26 protein-coding genes are annotated in these 25537 nt (G+C 37.2%); 24 read left to right on the top strand and 2 right to left on the bottom strand.

What is annotated here, in order from left to right:
• Window positions 1–249 (bottom strand): ferredoxin, encoded by a 249-nt coding sequence (locus D1953_RS01500; protein WP_119115376.1) that lies wholly within the window; start codon window positions 247–249, stop codon window positions 1–3.
• Between the two features lie 277 nt (window positions 250–526).
• Here D1953_RS01500 and D1953_RS01495 point away from each other — a divergent pair, with 277 nt between their 5' ends.
• The 18 genes from D1953_RS01495 (at window position 527) to fni (ending at window position 18107) form a co-directional block, all read left to right on the top strand.
• On the top strand, window positions 527–1579 hold the full coding sequence (locus D1953_RS01495; RefSeq protein ID WP_119115375.1) for a YpbB family protein: 1053 nt from the start codon (window positions 527–529) through the stop codon (window positions 1577–1579).
• Window positions 1576–3084, top strand: a complete 1509-nt coding sequence (locus D1953_RS01490; RefSeq protein WP_245979818.1) for a RecQ family ATP-dependent DNA helicase — start codon at window positions 1576–1578, stop codon at window positions 3082–3084. The genes D1953_RS01495 and D1953_RS01490 overlap by 4 nt, the downstream gene beginning before the upstream one ends.
• A complete protein-coding gene (locus D1953_RS01485; RefSeq protein WP_119115374.1) occupies window positions 3081–3671 on the top strand; it encodes a type II CAAX endopeptidase family protein in 591 nt (196 codons plus the stop codon). The genes D1953_RS01490 and D1953_RS01485 overlap by 4 nt, the downstream gene beginning before the upstream one ends.
• Window positions 3668–4438, top strand: coding sequence for a LysM peptidoglycan-binding domain-containing protein (locus D1953_RS01480; RefSeq protein ID WP_119115373.1), 771 nt, complete (start codon window positions 3668–3670; stop codon window positions 4436–4438). Before D1953_RS01485 ends, D1953_RS01480 begins: the two co-directional genes overlap by 4 nt.
• Window positions 4439–4618: 180 nt before the next feature.
• Window positions 4619–5077 (top strand): YpbF family protein, encoded by a 459-nt coding sequence (locus tag D1953_RS01475; protein ID WP_119115372.1) that lies wholly within the window; start codon window positions 4619–4621, stop codon window positions 5075–5077.
• Between the two features lie 79 nt (window positions 5078–5156).
• Window positions 5157–5993 carry a metallophosphoesterase gene (locus D1953_RS01470; protein WP_245979816.1) on the top strand — a complete coding sequence of 279 codons (837 nt, stop codon included), beginning with the start codon at window positions 5157–5159 and terminating at the stop codon, window positions 5991–5993.
• A 117-nt stretch (window positions 5994–6110) separates the two neighbouring features.
• On the top strand, window positions 6111–6689 hold the full coding sequence (locus D1953_RS01465; protein ID WP_119115371.1) for an adaptor protein MecA: 579 nt from the start codon (window positions 6111–6113) through the stop codon (window positions 6687–6689).
• Between the two features lie 409 nt (window positions 6690–7098).
• Window positions 7099–8376, top strand: coding sequence for a Glu/Leu/Phe/Val family dehydrogenase (locus D1953_RS01460; protein WP_119115370.1), 1278 nt, complete (start codon window positions 7099–7101; stop codon window positions 8374–8376).
• 262 nt (window positions 8377–8638) lie between these two features.
• Window positions 8639–9619 (top strand): YpdA family putative bacillithiol disulfide reductase, encoded by a 981-nt coding sequence (locus tag D1953_RS01455; protein WP_119115369.1) that lies wholly within the window; start codon window positions 8639–8641, stop codon window positions 9617–9619.
• 53 nt (window positions 9620–9672) lie between these two features.
• Complete coding sequence (locus D1953_RS01450; protein ID WP_119115368.1) at window positions 9673–10638, top strand: asparaginase; 966 nt, start codon at window positions 9673–9675, stop codon at window positions 10636–10638.
• A gap of 95 nt (window positions 10639–10733) precedes the next feature.
• Window positions 10734–11408 (top strand): glutamic-type intramembrane protease PrsW, encoded by a 675-nt coding sequence (gene prsW, locus D1953_RS01445; RefSeq protein WP_119115367.1) that lies wholly within the window; start codon window positions 10734–10736, stop codon window positions 11406–11408.
• A gap of 224 nt (window positions 11409–11632) precedes the next feature.
• The gene (sleB, locus tag D1953_RS01440; RefSeq protein WP_245979850.1) at window positions 11633–12442 is read left to right on the top strand and encodes a spore cortex-lytic enzyme; all 810 of its coding nucleotides are present in this window, start codon (window positions 11633–11635) and stop codon (window positions 12440–12442) included.
• 14 nt (window positions 12443–12456) lie between these two features.
• Entirely contained in the window at window positions 12457–13809 is a 1353-nt protein-coding gene (ypeB, locus tag D1953_RS01435; RefSeq protein WP_119115365.1) for a germination protein YpeB, read from the top strand.
• A gap of 113 nt (window positions 13810–13922) precedes the next feature.
• A complete protein-coding gene (locus tag D1953_RS01430) occupies window positions 13923–14108 on the top strand; it encodes a YpfB family protein (protein WP_119115364.1) in 186 nt (61 codons plus the stop codon).
• Window positions 14109–14472: 364 nt separating this feature from the next.
• A complete protein-coding gene (cmk, locus tag D1953_RS01425) occupies window positions 14473–15147 on the top strand; it encodes a (d)CMP kinase (protein WP_119115363.1) in 675 nt (224 codons plus the stop codon).
• Complete coding sequence (locus tag D1953_RS01420; protein WP_119115362.1) at window positions 15144–15731, top strand: lysophospholipid acyltransferase family protein; 588 nt, start codon at window positions 15144–15146, stop codon at window positions 15729–15731. The genes cmk and D1953_RS01420 overlap by 4 nt, the downstream gene beginning before the upstream one ends.
• A 185-nt stretch (window positions 15732–15916) precedes the next feature.
• Window positions 15917–17044 carry a 30S ribosomal protein S1 gene (rpsA, locus tag D1953_RS01415; RefSeq protein WP_119115361.1) on the top strand — a complete coding sequence of 376 codons (1128 nt, stop codon included), beginning with the start codon at window positions 15917–15919 and terminating at the stop codon, window positions 17042–17044.
• Window positions 17045–17060: 16 nt separating this feature from the next.
• Window positions 17061–18107 carry a type 2 isopentenyl-diphosphate Delta-isomerase gene (fni, locus tag D1953_RS01410; protein ID WP_119115627.1) on the top strand — a complete coding sequence of 349 codons (1047 nt, stop codon included), beginning with the start codon at window positions 17061–17063 and terminating at the stop codon, window positions 18105–18107.
• 146 nt (window positions 18108–18253) lie between these two features.
• Here fni and D1953_RS01405 read toward each other — a convergent pair whose 3' ends face one another.
• Entirely contained in the window at window positions 18254–18388 is a 135-nt protein-coding gene (locus D1953_RS01405; protein WP_119115360.1) for a YpzI family protein, read from the bottom strand.
• Between the two features lie 136 nt (window positions 18389–18524).
• On the opposite strand from D1953_RS01405, the gene D1953_RS01400 reads away from it, so the two are divergent.
• The 6 genes from D1953_RS01400 to spoIVA all read left to right on the top strand — a co-directional run bounded on the left by D1953_RS01400 (window position 18525) and on the right by spoIVA (window position 25140).
• A complete protein-coding gene (locus D1953_RS01400; protein WP_119115359.1) occupies window positions 18525–19133 on the top strand; it encodes a YphA family membrane protein in 609 nt (202 codons plus the stop codon).
• 435 nt (window positions 19134–19568) lie between these two features.
• On the top strand, window positions 19569–20879 hold the full coding sequence (der, locus tag D1953_RS01395) for a ribosome biogenesis GTPase Der (protein WP_119115358.1): 1311 nt from the start codon (window positions 19569–19571) through the stop codon (window positions 20877–20879).
• A 17-nt stretch (window positions 20880–20896) separates the two neighbouring features.
• On the top strand, window positions 20897–21940 hold the full coding sequence (locus D1953_RS01390; protein WP_119115357.1) for an NAD(P)H-dependent glycerol-3-phosphate dehydrogenase: 1044 nt from the start codon (window positions 20897–20899) through the stop codon (window positions 21938–21940).
• A gap of 292 nt (window positions 21941–22232) precedes the next feature.
• Entirely contained in the window at window positions 22233–22430 is a 198-nt protein-coding gene (locus D1953_RS01385) for a DUF2768 domain-containing protein (protein WP_119115356.1), read from the top strand.
• Between the two features lie 16 nt (window positions 22431–22446).
• On the top strand, window positions 22447–23169 hold the full coding sequence (locus tag D1953_RS01380; protein WP_119115355.1) for a hypothetical protein: 723 nt from the start codon (window positions 22447–22449) through the stop codon (window positions 23167–23169).
• 492 nt (window positions 23170–23661) lie between these two features.
• Window positions 23662–25140: a stage IV sporulation protein A gene (gene spoIVA / locus D1953_RS01375; RefSeq protein ID WP_119115354.1), complete on the top strand. Its 1479-nt coding sequence runs from the start codon at window positions 23662–23664 to the stop codon at window positions 25138–25140.
• Window positions 25141–25537: the final 397 nt, after the last annotated feature.

Here is a 25537-nt window from a genome sequence, read left to right as displayed (position 1 = left end):
CTATTCGAATTTTAGTGCATCGCCGTCAAATGCTTCGTCAGCCACTTTAATAGAGTCTGTCGGGCAACCTTCAAACGCATCCATCATATCATCTAGTAAAACATCTGGAACTTCAGCTGTTCCTTGGTTATCGTCTAAAGTTACGAAAGCAATGCCTTCATCGTCATAATCATAAATATCTGGGGCAGCTGCGCCGCATGCGCCACACGCGATGCATGTATCTTTATCGACGATTGTAAATTTTGCCATATATAAAACTCCTCCTAATTGGATAATAACATGAGGTTATTTATTCACATAGTTTCACCTTATTCCTATTGTACGGCTGAATTCCGCATTTTTCAATAGGAAATCTAGCTAAAAAATTCCTCATAGTATACGAATAACCAACAAATGAAATATCATGTATTTTTTATATTGTTAAAAAAGGACAAAATTTGTCTTATTTTGAGGATTAGAAATACACTTTATCTCCATCTTTGTTACAATGAAAGAACCATTAGGAAAACAAAGGATGTGAGTACATTTGGCAAATTATTTGCAGGTTATCATCCTCCATACAATCAAAAAATTTCAAGGTGAGCGATCCATTTATGCCATTTACCATATGTTGCAAGGAAAAAAATCGTCACAAACTATTCAAGATGCTCATTTATTTCGTTTGACTAATGTTTTTGGAACCATTCCTCACTTTACTCGAAAACAGCTGGTTGATACTATCCAAAATCTTGTTGAACATGATTGGATTACAGCTAAGCAAAACTCAGATGTTTTTATTATTACACAAAGTGGAGAGGAAGAGCTTGCTCAATGTGAGCCAATCCCAACTCGATTAAATGGATGGAAGTATCAAAATGTGGCTCCTGTTTTTTGGGGCAGATTGAATTTGTTAATTCAAACGCTCTCCCATATTGTTCACAATGAAACCAAGTTTTATCCGATTCAGCGCAATACTAAAATTCAACAATCCATAAAACAATTTTTACAACAGAATCGTCAAAATCGAGAGTTGATGGCCCAGCATTTGTATGAAGAGTTAACCGATTTATTGGAGCGACAAAGTGATAGGCATCAAACGATCTTTGTTAGAAAATTAACAGGTATAAATCGAGTAGGACAGACTTTTGACCAAATTTCAAAAACGATGCAGCTTGATGAGTGGTATGTGCGTTATGTGTTTCTAGAATCCCTGCACTGGATGCTTGCTGAAATAGAGAAAACATTTACGCAATATCGCCTTTTATCTTCTCTTATAAGGGATTTACAACAGTCCCGTTTAACGCAGTCCACACAAACAACGCTACAGTTTATTCAAGCAGGTCGAACGCTAACTGAAATTGCGGACATTCGGCGTTTAAAGGTTAATACGATTGAAGACCATCTCGTTGAAATTGTATTAGTCGATAAACAATTTCCGATTGATAAATATGTGACAAGTGCTGTGGAAGAGAAAATACGGCAGGTAATGAAGAAGCTTCAAACAAAACAGCTAAAGGCTATTAGGCAATCGTTAGCAGATGAAGCTATTAGCTTTTTTCAAATTCGGCTTGTATTAGCGAAAGCGGGTGATGAATTGTGAATTCTTTGGAAGAAATGCTGGAACACTACTTTGGATTTACTGAATTTCGGCCAGGGCAAAAGGAAGTGATTTCTTCCTTATTAGCAGGAAAACATCTATTGGCCATGCTGCCAACGGGTACAGGTAAATCTTTATGCTATCAATTGCCTACTTATGCCTTAAAGAAACCGACATTAATTGTCTCGCCATTATTATCTTTAATGCAAGATCAAGCGGAACAGCTCAAAGTGAGAGGAGAGAAAAGGGTATTAACATTTAACTCTTTTTTAACCCTTCAGCAAAAGAAAGCGGCTCTTAGTCAATTATCTTCGTTTCGATTTATTTTTATATCACCTGAAATGCTGGCGTTAGATTATGTAATTAGGGCGATTCAACAAATTGAAATCGGGTTATTTGTTATTGATGAAGCACACTGTATTTCACAATGGGGCTATGATTTTAGACCGGATTATTTAAACTTAGGAGAAGCTCGACAAAAGCTGGGGGAACCGTTAACGCTTGCTTTGACAGCTACAGCAACAGAAGAAGTTCGAAAGGATATTATTGAAAAGCTTGAGATAAAGGATATGAAACAAATCGTTTCGACTGTTGATCGGCATAATATTGCACTGTTTGTGGAGAAGCTGTCTCGTTATGAGGAGAAGTTAGAACGGTTGGTACAGCTTGTTCAACAGTTTTCAGGCAGTGGCATTATTTATTTTTCTTCTAAAAAGGCAGCGGAGTCTGTGAGTGAATATTTGCACAATCAAGGTATCGACCGAGTTGCTTATTATCACGGAGGAATGGAACCGGATCAACGAATGCTCATACAGCAACAGTTTATTACTGGTCAATTGCGGATGATTTGTGCAACAAGTGCCTTTGGAATGGGAGTTAATAAACCAGATATACGGTTTGTCATCCACTTTCATTTGCCGGCGACAATGGAATCCTATGTACAAGAAATCGGCAGAGCAGGTCGTGACGGAGAACAAAGTGCTGCTGTTTTGTTATATAGTGACGGAGATGAAGGATTGCCATTACATTTGATGGAGCAACAGCTTCCGACAGATGCACAAGTAGAAGGTGTACATGCAGTGCTTTTGAAGAGCGGCGAGGGCATGATGGACATATTAAAGCCTATGCAGGAGCAACTGTGTCAGCAATTTTCTTTAAATGAAGTTCAGTTTCGAATGATTGCTCAATTTTTAGCAACAAAGCAGGATGTAGCGAAGCCAATCGAGTTGTTTAAACAGTATTGTTATACGCGAAAAAGCAGGAATGCGCAGAAGCTGGACCAATTATTGCAATGGGTTAGAGGCTCAGCTTGTCGGCGTGTAGGGATTGTGCAATATTTCGAAGAGAATCAGGCTGTTAACAATCCGGTTTGTTGCGATTGCTGCGGCATGTCGATTGAGCAAGTCATGGAACGATGGCCTCATATTGTTGAACGACAACAAGCGGACTCTTTTTATTGGAAAAGGGAGTTAGCTTCTATTTTATGTATTAAAGGAACAAAGGAATGAAAAATAAACAAGCTGAACTTATTAACCAACTTTCTGATAAGGAATTACTTTATAATTTGGTTTTGACACAAATTATTCTCTTAACGATTTCGTTTTTTTTAGGTATTATTTTATTTAAAGATTATTCTGCCTTTTTCGACTTGTTTCATCTCGGTGATATTCGCATTATAACCATTGGTCTACCTATAGGAATTCTCGTCGTCCTGTATGATTTGTTTATGATGAAAGTCACACCAGCTCGCTTTCATGATGATGGAGGGATTAATGAAAGAATCTTTTCTAGTCTCTCCTCCCCGATGATTATTGTGGTCACGTTTCTAATCGCCTTTTGTGAAGAAGTACTGTTTCGCGGAGTTTTACAAACACATATTGGGTTGGTTTGGACAAGTATCATTTTTGCTGTTGTCCATTATCGATATTTATTTAATTGGTATCTATTTGTGAATGTTATGATGCTGAGCTTTGGTCTCGGCTGGTTATATGAGGAGACCAGGAATTTGTGGATAGTTATTACGGCTCATTTTGTTATTGATATGCTTCTCGGCTTAATTATTAGGAAAAAGAATAGAAAGGGGTGCCTTACATGAGTGCAGAAAGAAAACTAAAGGAACTAGATATACATACTGAATCTGCTCAGAGATTGACACCTCTTCCGACTCGAAAATCGGTACACCAGAAGAAAAAGAAAAGAAGTAAAATGAAAGTTAAAATCCCTGTTATTCAGTTATTAGCTTTATTCTTTATTTTACTTCCAATTGGATTTCTTACTGCATACCATTATCTTCAAAATCCGGACCAAAAGGCGGCTCAAGATGAACCGAAGGAGCCAACAGGTGCTGCCGAGGTTGTGGAACAAGCGGATGATGATGAGTTGAAACAAAATATTCCGACGATGGCAACGGCTGAAACAAAAGAGAATCAAGAGGAGAAAGCGGAAGAATCGAAAAAGCAAGAGAACAAAAGTAATGATGAGAAAGAGAAACAGGTTGCGGTAAAAAAAGAGAATGACAAACAAGCGGGAACAGACAAAGAAAGAGAAGAAAAAGAAAAAGGAAAAGAAAAATCAACAACTGTAAGAGAGAAGGAGCAGAAAGCAAAAGAAAAATCAACAACTGTAAAAGAGAAAGAGCGGGAAGCAAAAGAAAAGTCAACAAAGGCTAAAGAAGAACAGCCGAAAAAAGAAGAATCCTATCATGTTGTGTATCATACAGTTCAACCGCAGGAAACGGTATTCAGTATTTCAATGGCCTATTATAAATCGCAAGAAGGGATTCCGTTAATTCAAAAATGGAACAACTTAAACGGAAATAATATATCGGTTGGACAGAAATTAAAAATTCCACTAAAGAAATAAGCGGTAAACATCCTGAAAGTTATTTCAGGATGTTTTTTGCGTTGGTATCATAGGATGTTGTACTTGTACATATAATGAGGTGAGTGTTTTTTATGTCGTTCTGAATTCATCCTATACTTAACGGGCAGTAAACCCTCACTGATGGAAGCTTCGCTTTATTGAACAAGGAGGCGCTTATGAATGGAACCAGCTATCATTATGTTAGATGAACATACAGATCAAGCGACGAAACAAATGCTGCAACATGTAGTTGAGCGAAAGAAGAAGTTTGAAGCGTTACAACAAAAACATCAAATGATTTTATGGGGTACGATTAGTGTCACCGTTGTTTTTATCCTATATTTATATGTCTATGTACTGGCGCCGTATTCTTATTCTTTTTTCGCTATGTTCTCAGCTTTTGTTAATCAGTCTAATCACGTTTTCTTTCTTCTGATTACAATGGGGGCGTTTGGATATTTAACGATGGTAAAAAATAAGATGGAGAAAGCAGAGAAGGAGTATCAACTATTACGTTGTGAAATTATTAATAAAAGTAAACTGTTATGGGAAAAAGAATCTGAATGGAAAAATCGTCATAAGGTATTTGAAATGATGAAGAAAAATTATGATATTAATCTTTATCATGAGAATAAATAAGTCTGAACATTTAGCATTCTGCTTACAAATATGGTTAGATAGATACAGGCAGTTTTTGTAGAAGAAAGAAGGGTAAAACATGCACTATATTATGGTGTTTATCATCATTGTTTTGATTGTGATTATAATTGCGCTAACATTGCTTTCGTTTTATATGTACCGAACAGCTCAGTTAGATCGGATTATATATCAAGATTTATATTTCTCAAACTTGCCTAAACATTTTGGAGATGTACGGATTTTTTTTATTTCAGATGTACATAAACGAATTATTTCAGATCAAATTATCGCTAAAGTACAACAGCAGGTGGATCTTGTGATTATTGGAGGAGATTTAACAGAGCGTACTGTACCTTTTGCTCATGTTGAACAAAACTTAGCAAAATTAAAAAGTATAGGGGCCCCTCTTTATTTTGTATGGGGAAATAATGATTATGAGGTCGATGTTCATGAACTCGATGCGCGGCTATTACAATATGGAGTTACAATTTTGGCGAATGCGGCTGTACATTTGGAAGCAAAACAAGGAGAGAAAATGACGTTGCTCGGCATTGAGGATATAACGGTGGAACGAGATCGTTTAGATATGGCGTTAGCAGATGCACACAATGTCAAAGACGCCTTTCGAATTTTAGTGAGCCATAATCCTAAAGTGAAAGTTCAAGTGCAGGAGGAACATAGGATTAGTCTTGTTCTTTCTGGTCATACGCATGGGGGGCAAGTTCGTTTCCTTGGATATGGACCTTATAAGCTAGGCGATACGGAAATGTTTAATAACTGTGTATATGTAACGAGCAATGGGTATGGGACAAGCACTATTCCGATGCGACTTACGGCAAAGCCTGAAACTCATTTGTTTACGTTAAAAAGGGGACATCATACGAGCATTGGTGAGAAGAAGGAAGTACAATTTTAGAGCGATGTTTTAACGATTCAGGCTTTTTGATAAGGTTTTGTTATAGAACGCTGTTTATGCACCTTGATTATCGATCTTCATATGATGTATGAAGATGGTAACCAGGGGGCATTTTTTATGAAGTCGGAGAGGCTTACAAATAATAAAATTAAAATTTTTTTAACTCTCGATGATTTAATGGATCGGGGCATAACAAAAGAAGAAATTGTAGGAAATTCCCTTAAGGTGCATAAGCTTTTTCAAGCTATGGTAGAAGAAGCATGTGAAAGTTTAAATTTTATCATGAGCGGATCGATTGCTATTGAAATATTTTCACTGCCTGCACAAGGACTAATTATTATTGTAACAAAAGAGGAGGAAGAAGACTTTGCAGAGGAAGAAGACTTTGTCAATCTGCAAGTGAAGTTCGACGAGTCTCCCCATATTTTATATGCTTTTGATGAGTTTGAAGACGTGATCCAGTTAAGCCATCAGCTGCTAAATCAAGGTGTATTCTTGAGTACGCTATATGTTTATAATGAACGTTATTATTTACTAATCGAAAATGTGTCAGAGGAAATCTATCATAAAGTGATTTCATTGGCTGCGGAGTACGGATATGCATCTACATTGACACTATATCGAATGGGAGAATATGGAGCGTGCATTCTGGAAAAAGAAGCGATTCAAGTACTTACTTCTTATTTTCACTTATAGAAAAAAAGTTCCCTTGCATAAATTTGTGTAATCTAATTACTATATAGTATAAGATTATAATTTCATTACAAAGTAACGGTAAGTTAAGTCTTCGGCTTCAGAATCAAAAAAACAAACGAAGGATTAGTGAGAGCCGCGACTTGTAGAAAGGGATGAACACTCAGTGCAGGAAATAAGAGGAAATCCTCACTGAGTGACGTTTTATTTTATCACTCTTTTAGTAATTGTAAAATAGATTTACCTATCTGTGAGTCTTTTGCGGTTAGAAGGAATTTTAGTTGAAAAGTTTTCGTTATTTTTTAAAATTACGAAACATTTTGATTCTGTTTTTTAATCTTTGCATAAATATATGGAAGGTGTATACTATCACATGAGTGCCGTATTATATGATGAAGTAGGAGGTACATAAATGGTGTCTACAAAAGGGAATGACCCTCAACATGATGAAGAAAAAAATGATGTGTTAAGATCAACTCAAACCATTATACATAAAGCGTTAGAAAAGCTCGGATATCCTGAAGAGGTGTATGAGTTATTAAAAGAACCATTGCGTTTATTAACGGTGAAAATACCTGTGCGTATGGATGATGGTTCTGTAAAAGTGTTTACAGGTTATCGTGCGCAACACAATGATGCTGTTGGACCGACAAAAGGTGGAATTCGTTTTCACCCAAATGTAACAGAGCGTGAAGTAAAAGCGCTGTCAATTTGGATGAGCTTGAAATGTGGCATTGTCGATCTTCCTTACGGAGGCGGGAAAGGCGGAATTGTGTGTGATCCGCGTAATATGTCATTCCGTGAGTTAGAAAAATTGAGTCGAGGATATGTGCGGGCGATTAGCCAAATCGTTGGGCCTACAAAGGATATTCCAGCTCCAGATGTATTTACAAATTCGCAAATTATGGCATGGATGATGGATGAATATAGTCGAATGGATGAGTTTAATTCTCCGGGATTTATTACAGGGAAGCCGCTTGTACTTGGTGGTTCTCACGGGCGTGAATCGGCAACAGCTAAAGGTGTGACCATTTGTATTAATGAGGCGGCTAAAAAACGTAATATCGATATCAAAGGGGCTCGTGTTGTTATTCAAGGTTTTGGAAACGCGGGCAGTTTTTTAGCAAAATTCATGCATGATGCGGGGGCAAAAGTAGTTGGAATTTCAGATGCTTATGGTGCTTTATACGACCCGGAAGGTTTGGATATCGATTACTTATTAGATCGTAGAGATAGCTTTGGAACGGTAACAAAGCTGTTTAAAAATACGATTACAAATCAAGAACTGCTTGAATTGGATTGTGATATTTTAGTACCAGCAGCGATTGAAAATCAAATCACAGAAGAAAATGCAAACAATATTAAAGCGAAAATTGTTGTAGAGGCAGCAAATGGTCCGACAACGATTGAAGCTACACAAATTTTAACAAATCGTAACATTCTTCTTGTACCGGATGTACTAGCTTCCGCTGGTGGCGTAACCGTTTCTTATTTTGAGTGGGTTCAAAATAATCAAGGTTACTACTGGAGCGAAGAGGAAGTTGATGAAAAGCTTGAAAAAATTCTTGTGAAGTCGTTCGATAATATTTATAATTTAGCACAATCTCGTCGCGTAGATATGCGTTTAGCTGCGTATATGATTGGTGTGAGAAAAATGGCAGAAGCATCTCGCTTCCGCGGCTGGATTTAACATTGAAAAGAAGAGAAAAAACTTCTATCATTAAACTTGATAGAAGTTTTTTTATGTACTTAAAATATATGACAAGTTAATGTTTGGAACGTTTTAGTGTGAAGACGGTGTGGAATCATTCAGGATTCATATACTATTCATAGAACGAGTGTCATATGAGATAAGGTGATTATATAGAGGTCATGTCGATATAGAACCTGATTGTAAATGGACGTACATATGTTTTAGGTAGAACGGATGTAGTGCAGAGGAGCGAGTGAACGTGCAGAAGGAAGATGTAATTATTATTGGCGGAGGTCCTTGTGGGCTTGCTGCGGCTATTGCTTTAAAAGACGTAGGGAGAAGCGCTTTAATTATCGAAAAAGGAAATGTTGTAGAATCTATTTATCGTTATCCAACACATCAAACATTTTTCAGTTCGAGTGAGAAATTAGAAATTGGTGACGTGGCATTTATCACAGAAAATCGGAAGCCAGTACGAAATCAAGCATTATCTTATTATCGCGAAGTGGTGAAACGTAAACAACTTCGAGTAAACGCATTTGAACGAGTGCAACAAGTTCAAAAACTTGCAAACGGTACTTTTCATGTAGTGACTTCGAAAGCGGAATACGAAGCATCCTTCGTTGTTGTGGCAACTGGTTATTATGATAATCCAAATTATATGAATATTCCCGGTGAAGATCTTCCGAAAGTGTTTCATTATTTTAAAGAAGGTCATGAATACTTTGATTGTGATGTAGCCGTTATTGGAGGTAAAAATTCGAGCATTGATGCGGCGCTTGAACTTGTGAAAGCAGGGGCTCGAGTGACCGTGCTATATCGGGGGGAGGCCTATTCTCCAAGTATTAAACCTTGGATTTTGCCAGAGTTTGAAGCGTTAGTACGCCATGGTATGATTAAAATGGAGTTTCATGCTGAGCTAATGGAAATACAAGAGGAACAAATTATTTATCGAGTGAAGGATGAAGTCAAAACGATGCGCAATGATTTTGTGTTTGCTATGACGGGATACCATCCTGACCATCATTTCTTACAAAAAATAGGTGTTAAAATTGATCAAGACACAGGACGTCCGCTCCATCACCCTGAGACGATGGAGACAAATGTAAATGGTATTTATATTGCAGGTGTTATTGCGGCCGGGAATAATGCTAATGAAATTTTTATTGAAAATGGCCGCTTCCACGGAGCTTTGATTGCAGCGCATCTTATAAATCAGCATATGAATGATAGTAAGTGAGGACAACTATAATGATTCATGGTGTGGTATGATAATATTGGAGGATGTAAGAAATGAAACAAAAAATTTCTTTAATTACAACAGGCGGTACAATTGCTAGCAAGGAAACAAAAGATGGGATGCTTGCCTCTGGTGCTTTAAGCGGGGAGGAACTCGCTTCACTTTGTCAATTACCAAAAGAAATTGATGTGAAGATTGTAGACCTTTTACAAATTCCAAGCATGTTTATGGACTTTACTACAATGGTACAGTTGAAACAAGCAATAGAAGAAGAATTAAAAGATCCAACTGTGACAGGTATTGTTGTGACACATGGCACGGATTCATTAGAAGAAACAGCGTATTTCTTAGATATTACACTTGCAGATGAACGGCCAATTATCGTAACAGGCTCGCAGCGTTCCTTACAACACGTAAGTACAGATGTTCCTTCTAATTTAAGAAATTCCATTCTAGCAGCGGCTAATCGTTCATTACAAAACATCGGAGTGGCGGTTGTTTTTAATGAACGAATTTACTCAGCTAAGTATGTAAAGAAGGTGCATGCCTCTAATTTACAAGGATTTGCAACGTTTGGATATGGATATTTAGGTATTATTGATAATGATACCGTTAGTGTATATCAGAAACCAGTACATCAAGAACATTTTGAAATAAAAGAAGCTATTCCAAGAGTGGACATTATAAAATGTTATACTGGAGCGGACGGAACCTTTATTGAGGCGGCAGTAGCCCAAGGGGCCCGAGGGATTATATTAGAAGGTGCTGGAAGAGGACAAGTCACTCCCAGCATGGTGGAAGCTATTCAAAAGGCTCTGGATCAAGGTATTATTGTTGTTATAACAACAAGTGCAGAAGAAGGTCAAGTGTATCCTGCTTATGATTATGAAGGAAGCGCCCATGATTTACAGCAAAGAGGTGTCATTCTTGGGACGGATTATGATAGTAAGAAAGCAAGAATTAAACTGGCTGTTGCATTATCTAGTGGTATCAAATTAAAGGATAAGAAGCTATTTTAAAGGTTGCTTTGAAAATAAACGAATAGTATACAAATAATGTTTATATTTCAGGTTGCCTGTAATATAGCCAAACCAAAAAGAAGAGAGGTCAGTAAATGCTGATCATATTGTCAGCTGCCATTGCCCCTGGCTTGGCTCTGCTCAGTTATTTTTATTTAAAAGATCAGTATGATACGGAGCCTATTTCAGTTGTATTAAAGACGTTTTTATATGGTGTCTTTCTTGTATTTCCAATTATGTTTTTACAATATGTGTTGGAAACAGAAGGTGTTTTTAAGACAGATTTTGGTACAGCTTTTTTCTGGGCATCCCTTTTAGAAGAGTTTTTTAAATGGTTTATTTTAATGTTCGCAATCTATCAACATGTTGCTTTCGATGAACCATATGATGGTATTGTTTATGGAGCAGCTGTTTCATTAGGGTTTGCGACGATGGAAAATATTTTGTATCTATTAGCCAATGGTGTGGAGCATGCTTTCGTAAGGGCGATGCTGCCTGTATCGAGTCATGCTCTGTTCGGTGTGATTATGGGGTATTATTTAGGAAAAGCCAAATTTGCAGTCGTGAAAAATCGCTATTATGTATTGGCTGCTTTAGTTGTACCGTTTCTTCTTCACGGTGTATATGATTACATTTTGATTACCCAGAAAATGTGGGTGTACTGGATGATGCCGTTTATGATTTACTTATGGTGGTTTGGTTTGAAGAAGGTGAAACGAGCACGAATTTTATCAGATTTTCATGCAGCTAAAATGGCTTCTAGATATTAATAGAAAATAAATTGACATTTCCAGCAGTGAGAGGTTTACTGCTTGTTAAGTTTGGGATGAATTTCGGAGTGTTGGCATTATTTGCCCGCTCCGTTTTTTATTGACTTGGAATAAAAATGTCACCACAGCAGAAAATAGGGTTACGTTAATTTATGAAAAGAGGAGTGTTTTTGATGAAAGGAATTTCGTCAAAATGGAAATGGCTCATAGTCTTTGTATGTATCATGATGAGTTGTATATGGATTCCTGATGCAAGGATACAAGCCTTTTCAAGTCAAGTAATCCAGCGTGGTTCAATAGGTGATGACGTAATTGAGCTTCAAGCAAGGCTGCAAAACATTGGATATTATCATGGAAAGATTGATGGGGTATATGGCTGGGGAACATATTGGGCACTTAGAAATTTCCAACAGGACTTCGGCTTGCCGGTAGATGGTTTAGCTGGTACTACAACGAAAAACAAGTTAACAAAGGCATCTAATTTTAATCGGGAATTTGTTCATGGCCAAATTAATAAAGGAAATGAATTTACTTATTATGGTGGAGTGGATATTGACAAGCAGGTAAAGCAGAAAACAACAACGCCTCCCTCAAATGGGACTTCAAACAAGGGTACTGCAGGCTCGCAAAATGCACCAGCACAAACTGCAACAACGTCTGCTAGTTTACCGGAAGGATTTTCGCAAAATGATATTCAATTGATGGCAAATGCGGTATATGGTGAATCACGTGGTGAGCCGTATGTTGGTCAGGTTGCAGTTGCTTCTGTCATTTTAAATCGAGTGCAAAGTCCTTCCTTTCCGAATACGGTTTCAGGAGTTATTTTTGAACCGGGAGCTTTTACTGCTGTAGCAGACGGTCAAATTTGGTTAACACCGAATGAAACGGCGAAGGAAGCTGTTATTGATGCTATTAATGGGTGGGATCCAACTGGAAATGCTGAGTATTACTTTAATCCTGACACGGCAACAAGCGGATGGATTTGGTCAAGACCTCAAATTAAAAAAATCGGCAAACATATTTTCTGTAAGTAAAGAGGTGAGATAGATTGATTAGGAATATATTGATTGGTTTATTAGCAGTTGCTGTTGTTGGAACAGGATTTTGGGGGTATCAAGAGCATAAAGAAAAAAATGCCGTGCTTGTTCATGCTGAAAACAATTATCAACGTGCGTTTCATGATTTGAATTATCAATTGGATTTATTGCATGATAAAATTGGTACAACACTTGCGATGAATTCTCGTAAATCATTAAGCCCAGCCTTAATAGAAGTATGGAGACTTACGTCGGAAGCCCAAAACGATGTCGGCCAACTCCCACTTGCATTGATGCCGTTTAATAAAACAGAAGAGTTTTTATATGATATCGGTAATTTTAGTTATCGGACGGCTGTCAGAGATTTAGAGAAAGAACCGTTAACCGACCAAGAATATAAAAACCTTAAATCACTTTATAGTCAGTCAAGTGAGATACAAGATGAGCTAAGAAAGGTTCAATATGCCGTAATCAAAAATAATCTTCGTTGGATGGATGTGGAACTAGCTCTAGCCTCAAATGACGAAACGGTAGACAATACGATTATCGATGGATTTAAGACGGTTGAGAAGAAAGTGTCAGGCTATACGGAGACAAATGCCCAAAATCCAACCTTTTTATCAACAAACGAAAAAGATGATATCTATCAGCATGTAGAAGGCAAAAGAATCTCCAAAAAAGAAGCTATTGCAATTGCGAAAAAGTATGCGGATTTTGAAGACGATGTAAAAGTAAGAGTTGAAGAAAACGGAAAAGGGTCAGACTATGGCTTTTATAGTGTCAGTTTGTTAGAAAAAGCGACAGGTATTGAAGTCAATATGGATATCACGAAAAAAGGTGGTTATCCAATCTGGTATTTAAACAACCGAACGGTCAAACAAGCGAAACTAGATTTAAACCAAGCCTATACAAAAGCGAGCAATTTTTTAAAGAATCATCATTTTGATTCACTCGATTTATTTGAGAGCTCACAGTACGATCAAATTGGTTTATTTACTTTTGTAGCATCTGTGGATGGGGTGCGAGTGTATCCGGATTCGGTAAAAGTGAAGGTTGCTTTGGATGATGGTTCTATTATCGGTTTTTCAGCTGATGAGTATTTGCAAGCTCATAAGTTACGAAGTATTGACGATGCTAAAATTTCTGTGGATAAAGCAAAAGAGCACATTAATTCACAAGTTAAGATTATGGAGCAAAGAGAAGCAATTATTATCAATGATATTGGTGAAGAAGTGCTTTGCTATGAATTTCTTGGAGTCATCGATAATGACACATATCGTATTTTCATTAATGCAGAGGATGGTCAAGAAGAAAAGGTAGAAAAATTGAAAAATTCAGAGCCTGTGTATGAAAATATGTTATAAACGAAGAAAAGGAGAGGTGCTGAGGTGCCTCTCCTTTTCTATTGGTTAAATGGTGAATGAAACATAGTAGTTCTTTCCATACTGATAGTAAACCAATGAAGGAGATGTTTCCAATGAAAGCAGTGGAAAGAATTATTGTAAAGTTAATTATTATTCAAGCTCTATTTTTAGGATTCGTTCAAGTATTGCTAAGCTTAGAAGATAATATGATTCCATTAACTAAACTCTCTCAATATGAAGGGGTAAATAGTAATAATTACACAAAAATTATTGAAACATTTGAAGGTGTTTCAGAGTAGTAAATAGGCTATGTGAAACACTAATGTTAATCACATGATTTCGGAATCGTTTAAAGCCTCATGAAATGCTCAGGGGTTTTATACGCAATGAATTCAAAATCAACGGTTTCATATATCAGGCTGATAAATGGAAATTATATTGATTTTTTTGTGTAATTTCGCTGAGCAGATAATAGCTGCTCAAGTTGCATACAAACAAATACCATGATAGGTTCTCGTGGTTATAATAGTTCGTTTGCGAGGATAAATCATGTGTTTTAATTAAGAATGCAGCGGCTTTTATTAATGATTTTTCCGCTTTTTGTGATAAAATGAAAAGGTAATAAATGAATCAGCAGGATTGTCAGGATTACAGGAGGCATTAATGAACAAGAAAATATCAATTGCAATTGATGGACCAGCAGCTGCTGGAAAAAGTACAATTGCAAAAATTGTTGCAGAAGCGTGTCATTACATATATGTAGATACAGGTGCGATGTATCGAGCTCTAACGTACAAGGCATTACAACAATCGGTATCGATTACGAACGAACAAGATTTATTTACGCTATTAATGGAAACAGAAATTGAATTGCAGCCAAGTGAACAAGGGCAACTCGTTTTTGTTGATGGCCAAAATGTTACATCAGACATTCGAACGCATGACGTAACAAATTCTGTTTCAGAAGTAGCGAAACATCGACTTATTCGTGAAGAAATGGTCCGTAGACAGCAGTTGTTTGCAGAAAGTGGAGGCGTTGTGATGGATGGTCGAGATATTGGTACACATGTCTTGCCGAATGCAGAAGTCAAAATTTTTATGATAGCTTCCGTAGAAGAGCGTGCTGAGCGTCGACATCAAGAAAATATTAAAAAAGGGTTTCAATCAGATATTGAACAACTAAAAAGAGAAATTGCTATGCGAGACAAATTGGATTCCGAACGTGAAGTATCGCCATTGAGAAAAGCAGAAGATGCCATTGAAATTGATACAACTTCGCTCACCATTCAACAAGTAGTGAATCGAATCATGTCTTTAGTTCAAGAAAGGACACGATGAGCGTGAATTTGTACAGATTTGGGAAAACTGTTGTAACAATAATATTAAAGCCGTTATTTCGAATTCAAACGATTGGAACAGAAAGCTTTCCGAAGGATGGCGGCGTGCTTATTTGTGCTAATCATATTGATAATTTAGATCCACCAGTTGTTGGGCTCACCTCTCCCCGGGTCATTCATTTTATGGCAAAGGAAGAATTATTTCATGTTCCTATTTTGAAGCAAATTTTACCAACCATTAATGTCTTTCCTGTCAAAAGAGGGATGAGTGATAAAGGGGCGCTTAAAAAAGGCTTAAAGCTTTTAAAAGAGGGTGAAGTGCTAGGACTGTTTCCTGAGGGAACGAGAAGTAAAACGGGAGAGCTTGGGAAAGGCCTTGCGGGAGCTGGATTCTTTGCGTTGCGTACCAATGCTGCCGTTGTACCTTGTGCGATTATTGGGCCATATAAACCGTTCCAAAAGTTAAGGGTTGTTTACGGAAAACCGATTGATTTTAGTCAGTATCGTGAACAAAAAATATCACCTGAAGAAGCAACAGAGGTTATTATGGATGAAATCAGAAAATTAATTTCTGCACATAAATAATTCTTCTTACTTGACAATTTTCTGGTTTTGTTGGAATTTATAAAAAAGGATATTTTTTCCTTGGTTAATAGATTATAGAGATTGTATATAGTTGTTTATCTTTTTTAGAAACAATGAAAGAACAATATAGCCAATAAATAATTAGAAAATCTGCTGAGCAGTCATGGGTTAAGGAGGAGTTAGTAATGACAGAAGAGATGAATCAAGTTAAGTACCAAGTAGGGGATCAAGTAAAAGCGGTTGTTACAAAAGTCGAAGAGAAACAAGTACTTGTTAATGTTGAAGATGGTCAAACGCAAGGGATTATTCCGATTAGTGAGCTTTCTAGTCTTCATATTGAAAAGGCGTCTGATGCTGTTTCCGTAGGAGATAAGCTTGAACTTGAAGTGACTAAAGTAGAAGAAGAAGCTCTTATTCTTTCAAAAAGAAAAGTCGATGCGTTAAAGGCTTGGGATGATCTTGAAAAGAAATTTGAAAGCGGCGAAGTGTTTGAAGCAGAAGTAAAAGATGTTGTGAAGGGCGGCCTTGTTGTTGATTTAGGCGTTAGAGGTTTTGTTCCTGCGTCGCTTGTAGAAGATTATTTCGTTGAAGATTTCACAGATTATAAAAATAAAACATTAACATTTAAAATTGTTGAACTAGAAAAAGAAAAAAATCGTTTAATTCTTTCTCATCGTGCTGTTGTTCAAGAAGAAAAGGCAAAGCAAAAGCTGACAATCTTGGATACGATTCATAGCGGACAAGTATTAGAAGGAACAGTTCAACGTATCACAAACTTTGGTGCATTTGTGGATATTGGTGGTGTAGACGGCTTAGTTCATATTTCTCAGCTTTCGCATCAGCATGTTGATAAGGCGACAGATGTTGTTACTGAAGGGGATAAAGTACAAGTTAAAGTTCTTTCAGTAGACCGTGATAATGAAAGAATCTCCCTATCTATTAAAGAAACGCTTCCAGGGCCATGGAATGGTGTTGCTGAGAAAGCACCAAAAGATTCGATTCATTCTGGTGTTGTAAAGCGTTTAGTTTCATTCGGAGCTTTTGTCGAAATTTTCCCTGGAGTGGAAGGACTTGTTCATATCTCTCAAATCTCCTTTAAACATATTGCTACACCTCAAGAAGTATTAAAAGAAGGGCAAACAGTTCAAGTGAAAGTTCTTGATGTGAATGAAGCAGAACAACGTTTATCGTTAAGTATTAAAGAATTAGAAACACCGAAAACGCAAACTATTTCTGATTATGAATTACCTGAGGAATCAAAAGGATTTCAACTAGGAGAGATGATTGGAGATCAACTGAAGAAATTAAAATAAGTAGATGGTGATAGCCTTGGAAAGAGCTAAACGAAAATTAGATCATATCCAGTACGCATTACAAACAGGTCAACTAGGCTTAACAGGATTTGATGATATTTCGTTTGTTCACCAAAGTTTACCAGGCATTGCACTTGAGCAGGTGAATCTTGCTACGAAAATGGGCGAACTTCAATTAAGTTCGCCCATTTTTATCAATGCAATGACTGGAGGCGGCGGGAAAACAACGGAAGAGATTAATCGAGATTTAGCGATAGTGGCAAAAGAAACGAATATCGCTATGGCAGTTGGCTCGCAAATGTCTGCGATTCGTGATGCTCGTCAATTGGCATCTTATGCTATTGTTAGAAAAGAAAATCCGAAGGGAATCATTATTGGAAACGTTGGGGTTGAGGCGACAGTTGAACAGGCTTTACGAGCTTGTGATATGTTAGAAGCGGATGCTCTGCAACTTCACCTTAATGTGATTCAAGAGTTAACGATGCCTGAAGGAGATCGAGATTTCTCCAAGTCACTTGCAAATATTGAAGAGATTAGTAAAAGGCTTCATGTTCCTGTTATTGTGAAAGAAGTTGGTTTTGGAATGAGTAAAGAAACGGTTGCGCAACTTGCCTCAGTTGGAGTGTCGATTGTTGATGTTGGAGGTTTTGGAGGGACAAATTTTGCTAAAATTGAGAATGAACGACGAACGAAAGTGTTGAACTATTTTAATGATTGGGGAATTCCTACTGCAGCATCGATTGTAGAAGCTGTTTCTTTATCAAAAGATCTTTTTGTTATTGCTTCTGGAGGGGTGCAAACTTCATTAGATATAGTTAAAAGTATGGCGCTCGGAGCAAACAGTGTAGGATTAGCGGGTTATTTTTTGAAAGTGTATAAAGAACAAGGGGTTTGTGGCTTAATTACAGAGATTACGAATCTACAAGAAGAGCTAACATATATGATGACTGCTCTTGGAGCCGCTACAATTGAAGAATTGCAACAAGTGAAATTAGTGATTTCAGGGAAAACGTATCATTGGTTAACTCAAAGAGGAGTTGACTGCTCAATATATGCAAAGTAAAGAAGCAAAGAGTTTAATCTTTGCTTCTTTACTTTGTCTAGCCTCTCAAGCTGCTTTGATTCAGCCTGATAAAGTGAAACTTGCATCAGTACTTCACTTTCTAGCTTTCAACGCTTGATGGAATGACTAAGGAGCTCTACATTCTATTAATGTTCATTTCTTTTCCTAGATTCCTCTGGACTTTCTAACCTAGTTGAACCGGAATAGTGCAGCGATTGATCACGGTCGGATTCAACGCGGCGGCTTTGTTTTAATTTTTTCTCTTGGCGATCTTTACCCACGTAAAACACCTCCTCTTTGTAAGATAACTAAATCTTATTTTTTTATTCCTTAAAGATAACGGATAGAATTTAGCTTGATTTAAGGTTTATCCGATTGGAAAACGAGCCATAATGGTATGCAGGGAGGTGCTCGCCGTTGGATGGTTTATTTTTTTATTGGATTATGTGGATGGTTTGGGTATGTGTGATGTTTTTTGTTCCAAAAGCGGTGCCTTTTCGACTTGCTTTATTATTTCACCTGTTAGCCGTCCTTTTGTTAACTCGCTATCATTTAACCATATATACGTTCACTGTCCAATTAAGTGGACTGTATATGTTTATTGTTCTATGTATAGCGATGCGCAAGTTTTATTTGTGGAAAACTATCGAGATCATAGTCAGTTGCTTTATTTTGGCGTTAGCTTATGCAAGTTTTCAATTATTTGTTCTGCTTGATCCAATTTGGGTCATTATAAAACCGATATATTTACAAGGTATTTTTCTCAATTACTTAGTGTTATTACTCATAAAAGAGTGGGAGTTGCGTATCGCCGTTCTAGTATTAGGCATGTTATTGGGTGATTGTCTTTTTGCAGGTTTATTGCAGTATCAGTCTTTGCCTTACACTGCTCTTTCCTTTGCTTGGCATGACGGTGTTGCTTTCGTATTAGTTATCCAATTAGCTTGGGTATGTTTAGAGTATATAACTACATTGTTATATACACATTCTCAAAATAGATTTTTATTAAAGGAAAAACAAGGATAAGGTACGAAAAACCGTTCATCTTCGGCCTTTTAGATAGACAATCATTGTTGATTATTGAAAAATTTGATACTATAGGATAGTTAGTGGATAAAAGGCTTAAATTAGATGATATAGAACAAACTTAAATATAGTTATTCTTTAGCTTCTGCTTGTAGGCTTGTCAATTGGCAAGCTGTCTTCGTTTTGAGTCGTTTTTCATTGGATATAGTCCATGGAAGTTAAGAATGTTATGTAAAGAAGTTATTTGCAAGACATATATGAATTTCATCGTTTGATTGTCCATTAATAAGCAGTCAGTCCCTAGTTAAGACGAAGAGGGAGTGAGGAACAACTGCTTGTAAAGGTCTGATTAATTCAACTAACACTTAATGGGCGTTTCCTAATGAATACAGTTTCGCTTTATACAGAGATACAGATGAGAAAGGGTGAAAAGCAATGCCGAAACCGGTTGTTGCAATTGTTGGTCGTCCAAATGTAGGAAAATCAACAATCTTCAATAGAATTGTTGGCGAGCGCGTCTCGATTGTAGAAGATATCCCAGGTGTTACAAGGGATCGAATCTACAGTTCAGGTGAGTGGCTGACATATGATTTTAACATTATTGATACAGGAGGAATTGATATTGGTGATGAGCCATTCCTCGAACAAATTCGTCAACAGGCTGAAATTGCTATTGATGAAGCAGATGTAATCATTTTTATGACGAATGGGCGTGAAGGTGTTACAGCTGCTGATGAAGAAGTAGCGAAGATTTTATATAAATCAAAAAAACCTGTCGTGCTGGCAGTGAATAAAGTTGATAATCCAGAGATGCGAGAGCAAATTTGGGATTTCTATTCATTAGGTTTTGGCGACCCGTATCCGATTTCTGGATCACACGGCTTAGGTTTAGGCGATTTACTTGATAAAGTAGCGGAATATTTCCCGAAATATACTGGAGAAGAATACGGAGAAGACGTAATTAAATTTAGTTTAATCGGTCGTCCAAATGTTGGGAAATCCTCTCTTGTCAATGCCTTGTTAGGTGAAGAACGTGTTATTGTTAGTGATATTGAAGGAACGACACGGGATGCGATTGATTCTCCTTATACATATAATGGGAAAGAATATGTCATTATTGATACAGCAGGGATGCGAAAAAAAGGGAAAGTGTACGAAAGCACAGAGAAATATAGCGTTTTGCGTGCATTAAGAGCAATCGAACGCTCCGATGTTGTTCTTGTTGTATTGAATGCAGAGGAAGGGATTCGTGAGCAAGATAAGAAAATCGCTGGTTATGCACATGAATCTGGAAGAGCTGTCATTATTGTTGTGAACAAATGGGATGCAATTGAAAAAAATGAGAAGACGATGAAGGAATTTGAAGAAAATATTCGTGCTCATTTCTTATTCTTGGATTATGCTCCGATTGTTTATTTATCAGCATTAACTAAAAAAAGAACCCATACATTAGTACCAATTATTGATCGAGTAAGTGAAAATCATGCTCTTCGTGTTCAAACGAATGTGTTAAATGAAGTAATTATGGACGCGGTGGCTATGAATCCAACACCGACACATAATGGCAGTCGTTTGAAAATTTATTACACGACTCAAGTGGCCATTAAACCACCGACATTTGTTGTATTTGTCAATGATCCCGAACTATTGCATTTCTCTTATGAGAGATTTTTAGAAAATCGAATTCGTGAGGCCTTTGATTTTGAAGGTACACCGATTCGAATTTTTGGACGCCAAAGAAAATAGAAAGGGCGATGCTTACAATGGTGAAAGAAAGTATTGCGGTGATTGGGGCTGGAAGTTGGGGGACAGCTTTAGCTATAGTTTTGGCTGATAATCAGCATGAAGTTAGGTTATGGGGACATAATCAGAAGCAGATTGATGAAATTAATCAGTTCCATATAAATGAAAAATATTTACCAGGTATCCAACTTTCCGAAGCGATAAAAGGCTATTTTTCTTTAGAGGAAGCATTAGAGGGAATAGAGACCATTATTTTAGCTGTTCCGACGAAGGCGTATCGTGAAGTGCTGGGGAACATTGCTGTTTTGGCGAAACAGCCGCTTACAATTGTACATGTGAGTAAAGGGATTGAGCCCGATACGTTATTGCGTATTTCTGAAATGATTGAAGAAAATGCTTCGCCAACCTGGCTGAAAGATGTCGTTGTACTTTCCGGACCGAGTCATGCAGAAGAAGTCAGTTTACGACATCCGACAACGGTTACCGTTTCTTCGAAAAATATGAAAGCAGCTGAAAAAGTACAAGATTTATTTATGAATCATCATTTCCGAGTCTATACAAATCCTGACTTGATTGGAGTCGAGATCGGCGGAGCGTTAAAAAATATTATTGCATTAGCTGCCGGGATTACAGATGGACTTGGTTATGGAGATAATGCCAAGGCTGCTTTGATTACGCGTGGTCTTGCTGAAATTTCAAGACTTGGAACGGCGATGGGAGCGAACCCTTTGACATTTTCTGGACTGACGGGTATCGGTGATTTGATTGTGACATGTACAAGCGTTCACTCGCGTAACTGGAGAGCGGGGAACATGCTAGGAAAAGGTCAAAATCTTCAAGATGTGCTCGATAATATGGGAATGGTTGTTGAAGGTGTCAGGACGACTAAAGCTGCTTATCAGCTTGCGAAGAAATATGAAGTAAATATGCCAATTACGGAAGCTCTTTATGGCGTGCTTTTCAATGGACAAGATTTAAAGGGCGCTGTTGATCAATTGATGACACGTATGAAAACGAGTGAAATGGAAGAATTATTTAATATTTTAGATAGCAGACAACAATAGTCATACATTGTTTTAGTGTATAAATAAAAGAATTTTCTGAAAATGGGCATTTGAGGAGACCACTTTTTGTTTATATGCATACAATGCAACGATAATAAACTAGTAATTTGACCTCGGTATGGGGGCGTTTAGTCAAATGACAGAAGATATTTTAAATATCTTCTGTTTTTTTGGTTAAATGGTGGTTGGTAAAACTTTGATTTTTAGTTTATTTCGTACAGGAGGAGGACTCATTTATCCAATTATTTTACAGTATATGGTATAATGAAATAGGAAAAGGGGTGGTATTTGGATGACGCCTGGATTGCAAAAAATGTGGATTTCATTTGCTGGAATGGGTTTTATGTTTATTTCCCTTTTATTTATTTATGTTAGTCGTTATAAATTAAAAGGTATTTGGAAGGGACTTGCAGCGGTCATTGCTTATACATGTATGCTTTTAGCTGGTTTTATTATTTTTGTAGTAGTAGTGAGTGGACCTACTGGTTGATTGCGAGGCGATGAGGATGAGAATTTTTGTACAATTGATAGTAGTAATTAGTATTTCCTTTCTTTTAGGAGGATGTTTATACCCTCAAGCAGAAAAATTAAAAAGTCAAGTTCCTTATAAAGCGCAGATTGACATGGTCCAAAGTGCAGTTGATCAATTTCAAGAAGCTGAACAGGGCATTTTGCCGATTGACACGAAAGATGCAAAAACACCGATTTATCATAAATATGTGATAGATTTTTCAAAGCTTTCGCCAAAGTATATGGCGGAGTTTCCGGAAAATGCTTATGAGTCTGGTGGCTTTTTTCAATATGTATTAGTGAATGTAGAAAACGACCCGACTGTGAAATTATTAGATGTTCGTGTCGCTCAAAAAATACAAGACTTAACTTTGCGCTTAAATGCATATCGACAAGCAAATGGTTATCCTCCGTTTAAAGAACGGTTAGCGAACCACGTTTTTACGCTAGATTATGAAAAGTTAGGATTGAAAGAAGCACCTACTGTGACAAGTCCTTTTTCACAAAAAGAACTTTCTCTTATTGTTGATGGAGAAGGAGAGATTTATGTCGATTATACTCCTGATTTATATGAGGCATTGCAAAAGTATGAAGGAGAGGTGAAGCAAGGGGATGACATTCGTGAAATTTTAGTGGAAACAAGTGATTTTGTCCCAGCGTACTCTCTTGCTTACACAATAAATCAAGAACGAACAACACCAGTATTTCTTGAACAATAGTTGTAGACAAGCTTTTGGTTTGATTATACTTAAGACAGTAAGGATAAACTGTGTTCCAATCTTATTTAGGAGATTATAAAATTATTGAATTGTGAATTACTGTTTTGATACCTAGAATAAGCAGCTTAGTCCTTGAGATCTTGGTTTGCTCATCTGCTGAAGTGAAAGAGCGAATTGATTTTTCTAAGTTCGCAAACAGCTGTTGGGGTTAACCAAGTCGTTTGCGCTTTCGTTCTTTGCCATCATATGCTCACATTTTTTCATACAAATTTGTCATAACCTTTTCTCTGCAAAATATATTGTAGGGGAAGGGTTATTTTCATTCTTCTTAACTATTAAAATAACAATTCTTATATACATGCAGGGGGAAGGGATAAGAAGTTCAAAATAACCGGAATAATTTTTTAGGACAACATCATAGATATGGACTATCCAATATAAATGAAAGTGGATAAATGAGATCCCAAAACGCTAATTTCGGGAGGGGATACCTTGGAAAAGGTAGATATTTTTAAAGATATTGCTGAGCGTACAGGCGGTGATATTTATTTAGGAATTGTTGGAGCTGTGAGGACCGGAAAATCGACATTTATTAAAAAGTTTATGGAACTTGTCGTCCTTCCTAATATAGCGACAGAAGCGGATCGTGCTAGAGCACAGGATGAATTGCCTCAAAGTGCAGCTGGAAAGACGATTATGACAACAGAGCCAAAATTTGTTCCGAATCAGGCCGCTTCTATTCATGTTGCCGAGGGGCTTGACGTTAATATCCGTCTTGTCGATTGCGTAGGGTATACCGTACCAGGGGCTAAAGGTTATGAGGATGAGAATGGGCCAAGAATGATTCATACGCCGTGGTATGAGGAGCCAATTCCTTTTCACGAGGCAGCGGAAATTGGCACACGTAAAGTTATTCAAGATCATTCTACACTAGGGGTTGTTGTGACGACAGATGGAACGATTGGTGAAATTCCGCGTAGCGATTATTTAGAGGCAGAGGAACGGGTCATCGAGGAGCTAAAGGAAGTTGGTAAGCCATTTATTATGATTATCAACTCTGTACAACCGCATCATCCGGACACCGAGTTACTCAGAGAGTCGCTTCAAGAAAAATATGATATTCCTGTACTTGCCATGAGCGTCGAGAGCATGCGTGAATCAGATGTATTAAATGTTTTACGTGAAGCATTATATGAATTTCCTGTACTCGAAGTGAATGTCAATTTGCCTAGCTGGGTAATGGTCTTAAAAGAAAATCATTGGCTGCGTGAAAGCTATCAAGAAGCCGTTAAAGAAACGGTGAAGGATATTAAAAGACTTCGCGATGTAGACCGTGTTGTTGGCCATTTTAATGAATTTGAATTCATTGATCATGCGGCCCTAGCAGGAATTGAGATGGGGCAGGGAGTAGCCGAAATTGATTTATATGCTCCAGAGGAATTATATGATGATATTTTGAAGGAAATTGTCGGAGTTGAAATTAGAGGGAAAGATCATTTGCTAGCTTTAATGCAGGAGTTTGCTCATGCAAAAGCAGAATATGACCAAGTCGCAGAAGCCCTTAAAATGGTAAAGCATACGGGTTATGGGGTAGCCGCTCCTTCATTGCATGATATGAGTCTTGATGAGCCGGAAATTATTCGCCAAGGTTCTCGGTTTGGTGTACGCTTAAAGGCAGTAGCACCATCTATTCATATGATTAAAGTAGATGTCGAATCGGAGTTTGCTCCAATTATCGGTACAGAGAAACAGAGTGAGGAGTTAGTTCGTTATTTAATGCAGGATTTTGAAGAAAACCCATTGTCTATTTGGAATTCTGAAATTTTTGGTCGGAACTTAAGCTCCATTGTTCGCGAAGGAATTCAGGCAAAGCTGGCAATGATGCCTGAAAATGCCCGTTATAAATTAAAAGAGACCTTGGAACGGATTATTAATGAAGGATCGGGCGGTTTAATTGCTATTATTTTATAGTCCATCCATTTCGTTTTATACAGTGTGTTAGGCCACTCCTTAGGGAATGGTCTTTTTTCTTGCTTTATTATTTAATAACACGGTCTTATATTAATGAACTATAAATCAACAGCGCCAACAGAAGCTTTTTATTAAAAAAGTCATCAAGAAATCGAATATATATTTATAAAGTTATATATTTAAAAGATAAGTGCATTTATTGTAGAAAAAACGTGAATTTAATCAGATTTTCACTCTTTTTTTCTATAAAAGATTATACTCATGAAAAGATTCCCATTATTTTTTGAATTTCCTTGCTAAGCAAATAGGATTTGTGATAATCTACATACAGAAAACGCGTTATAACAGCGATTTCGGCTAGTTTTAAATAGTTAGCATAAATAATTTTTATGGAGTT

This window comes from Peribacillus asahii, from assembly GCF_003570725.1.
In the GTDB taxonomy this organism is placed as follows: Bacteria; Bacillota; Bacilli; order Bacillales; family DSM-1321; genus Peribacillus; species Peribacillus asahii.
This window is presented reverse-complemented; position numbering and strand designations above follow the sequence as displayed.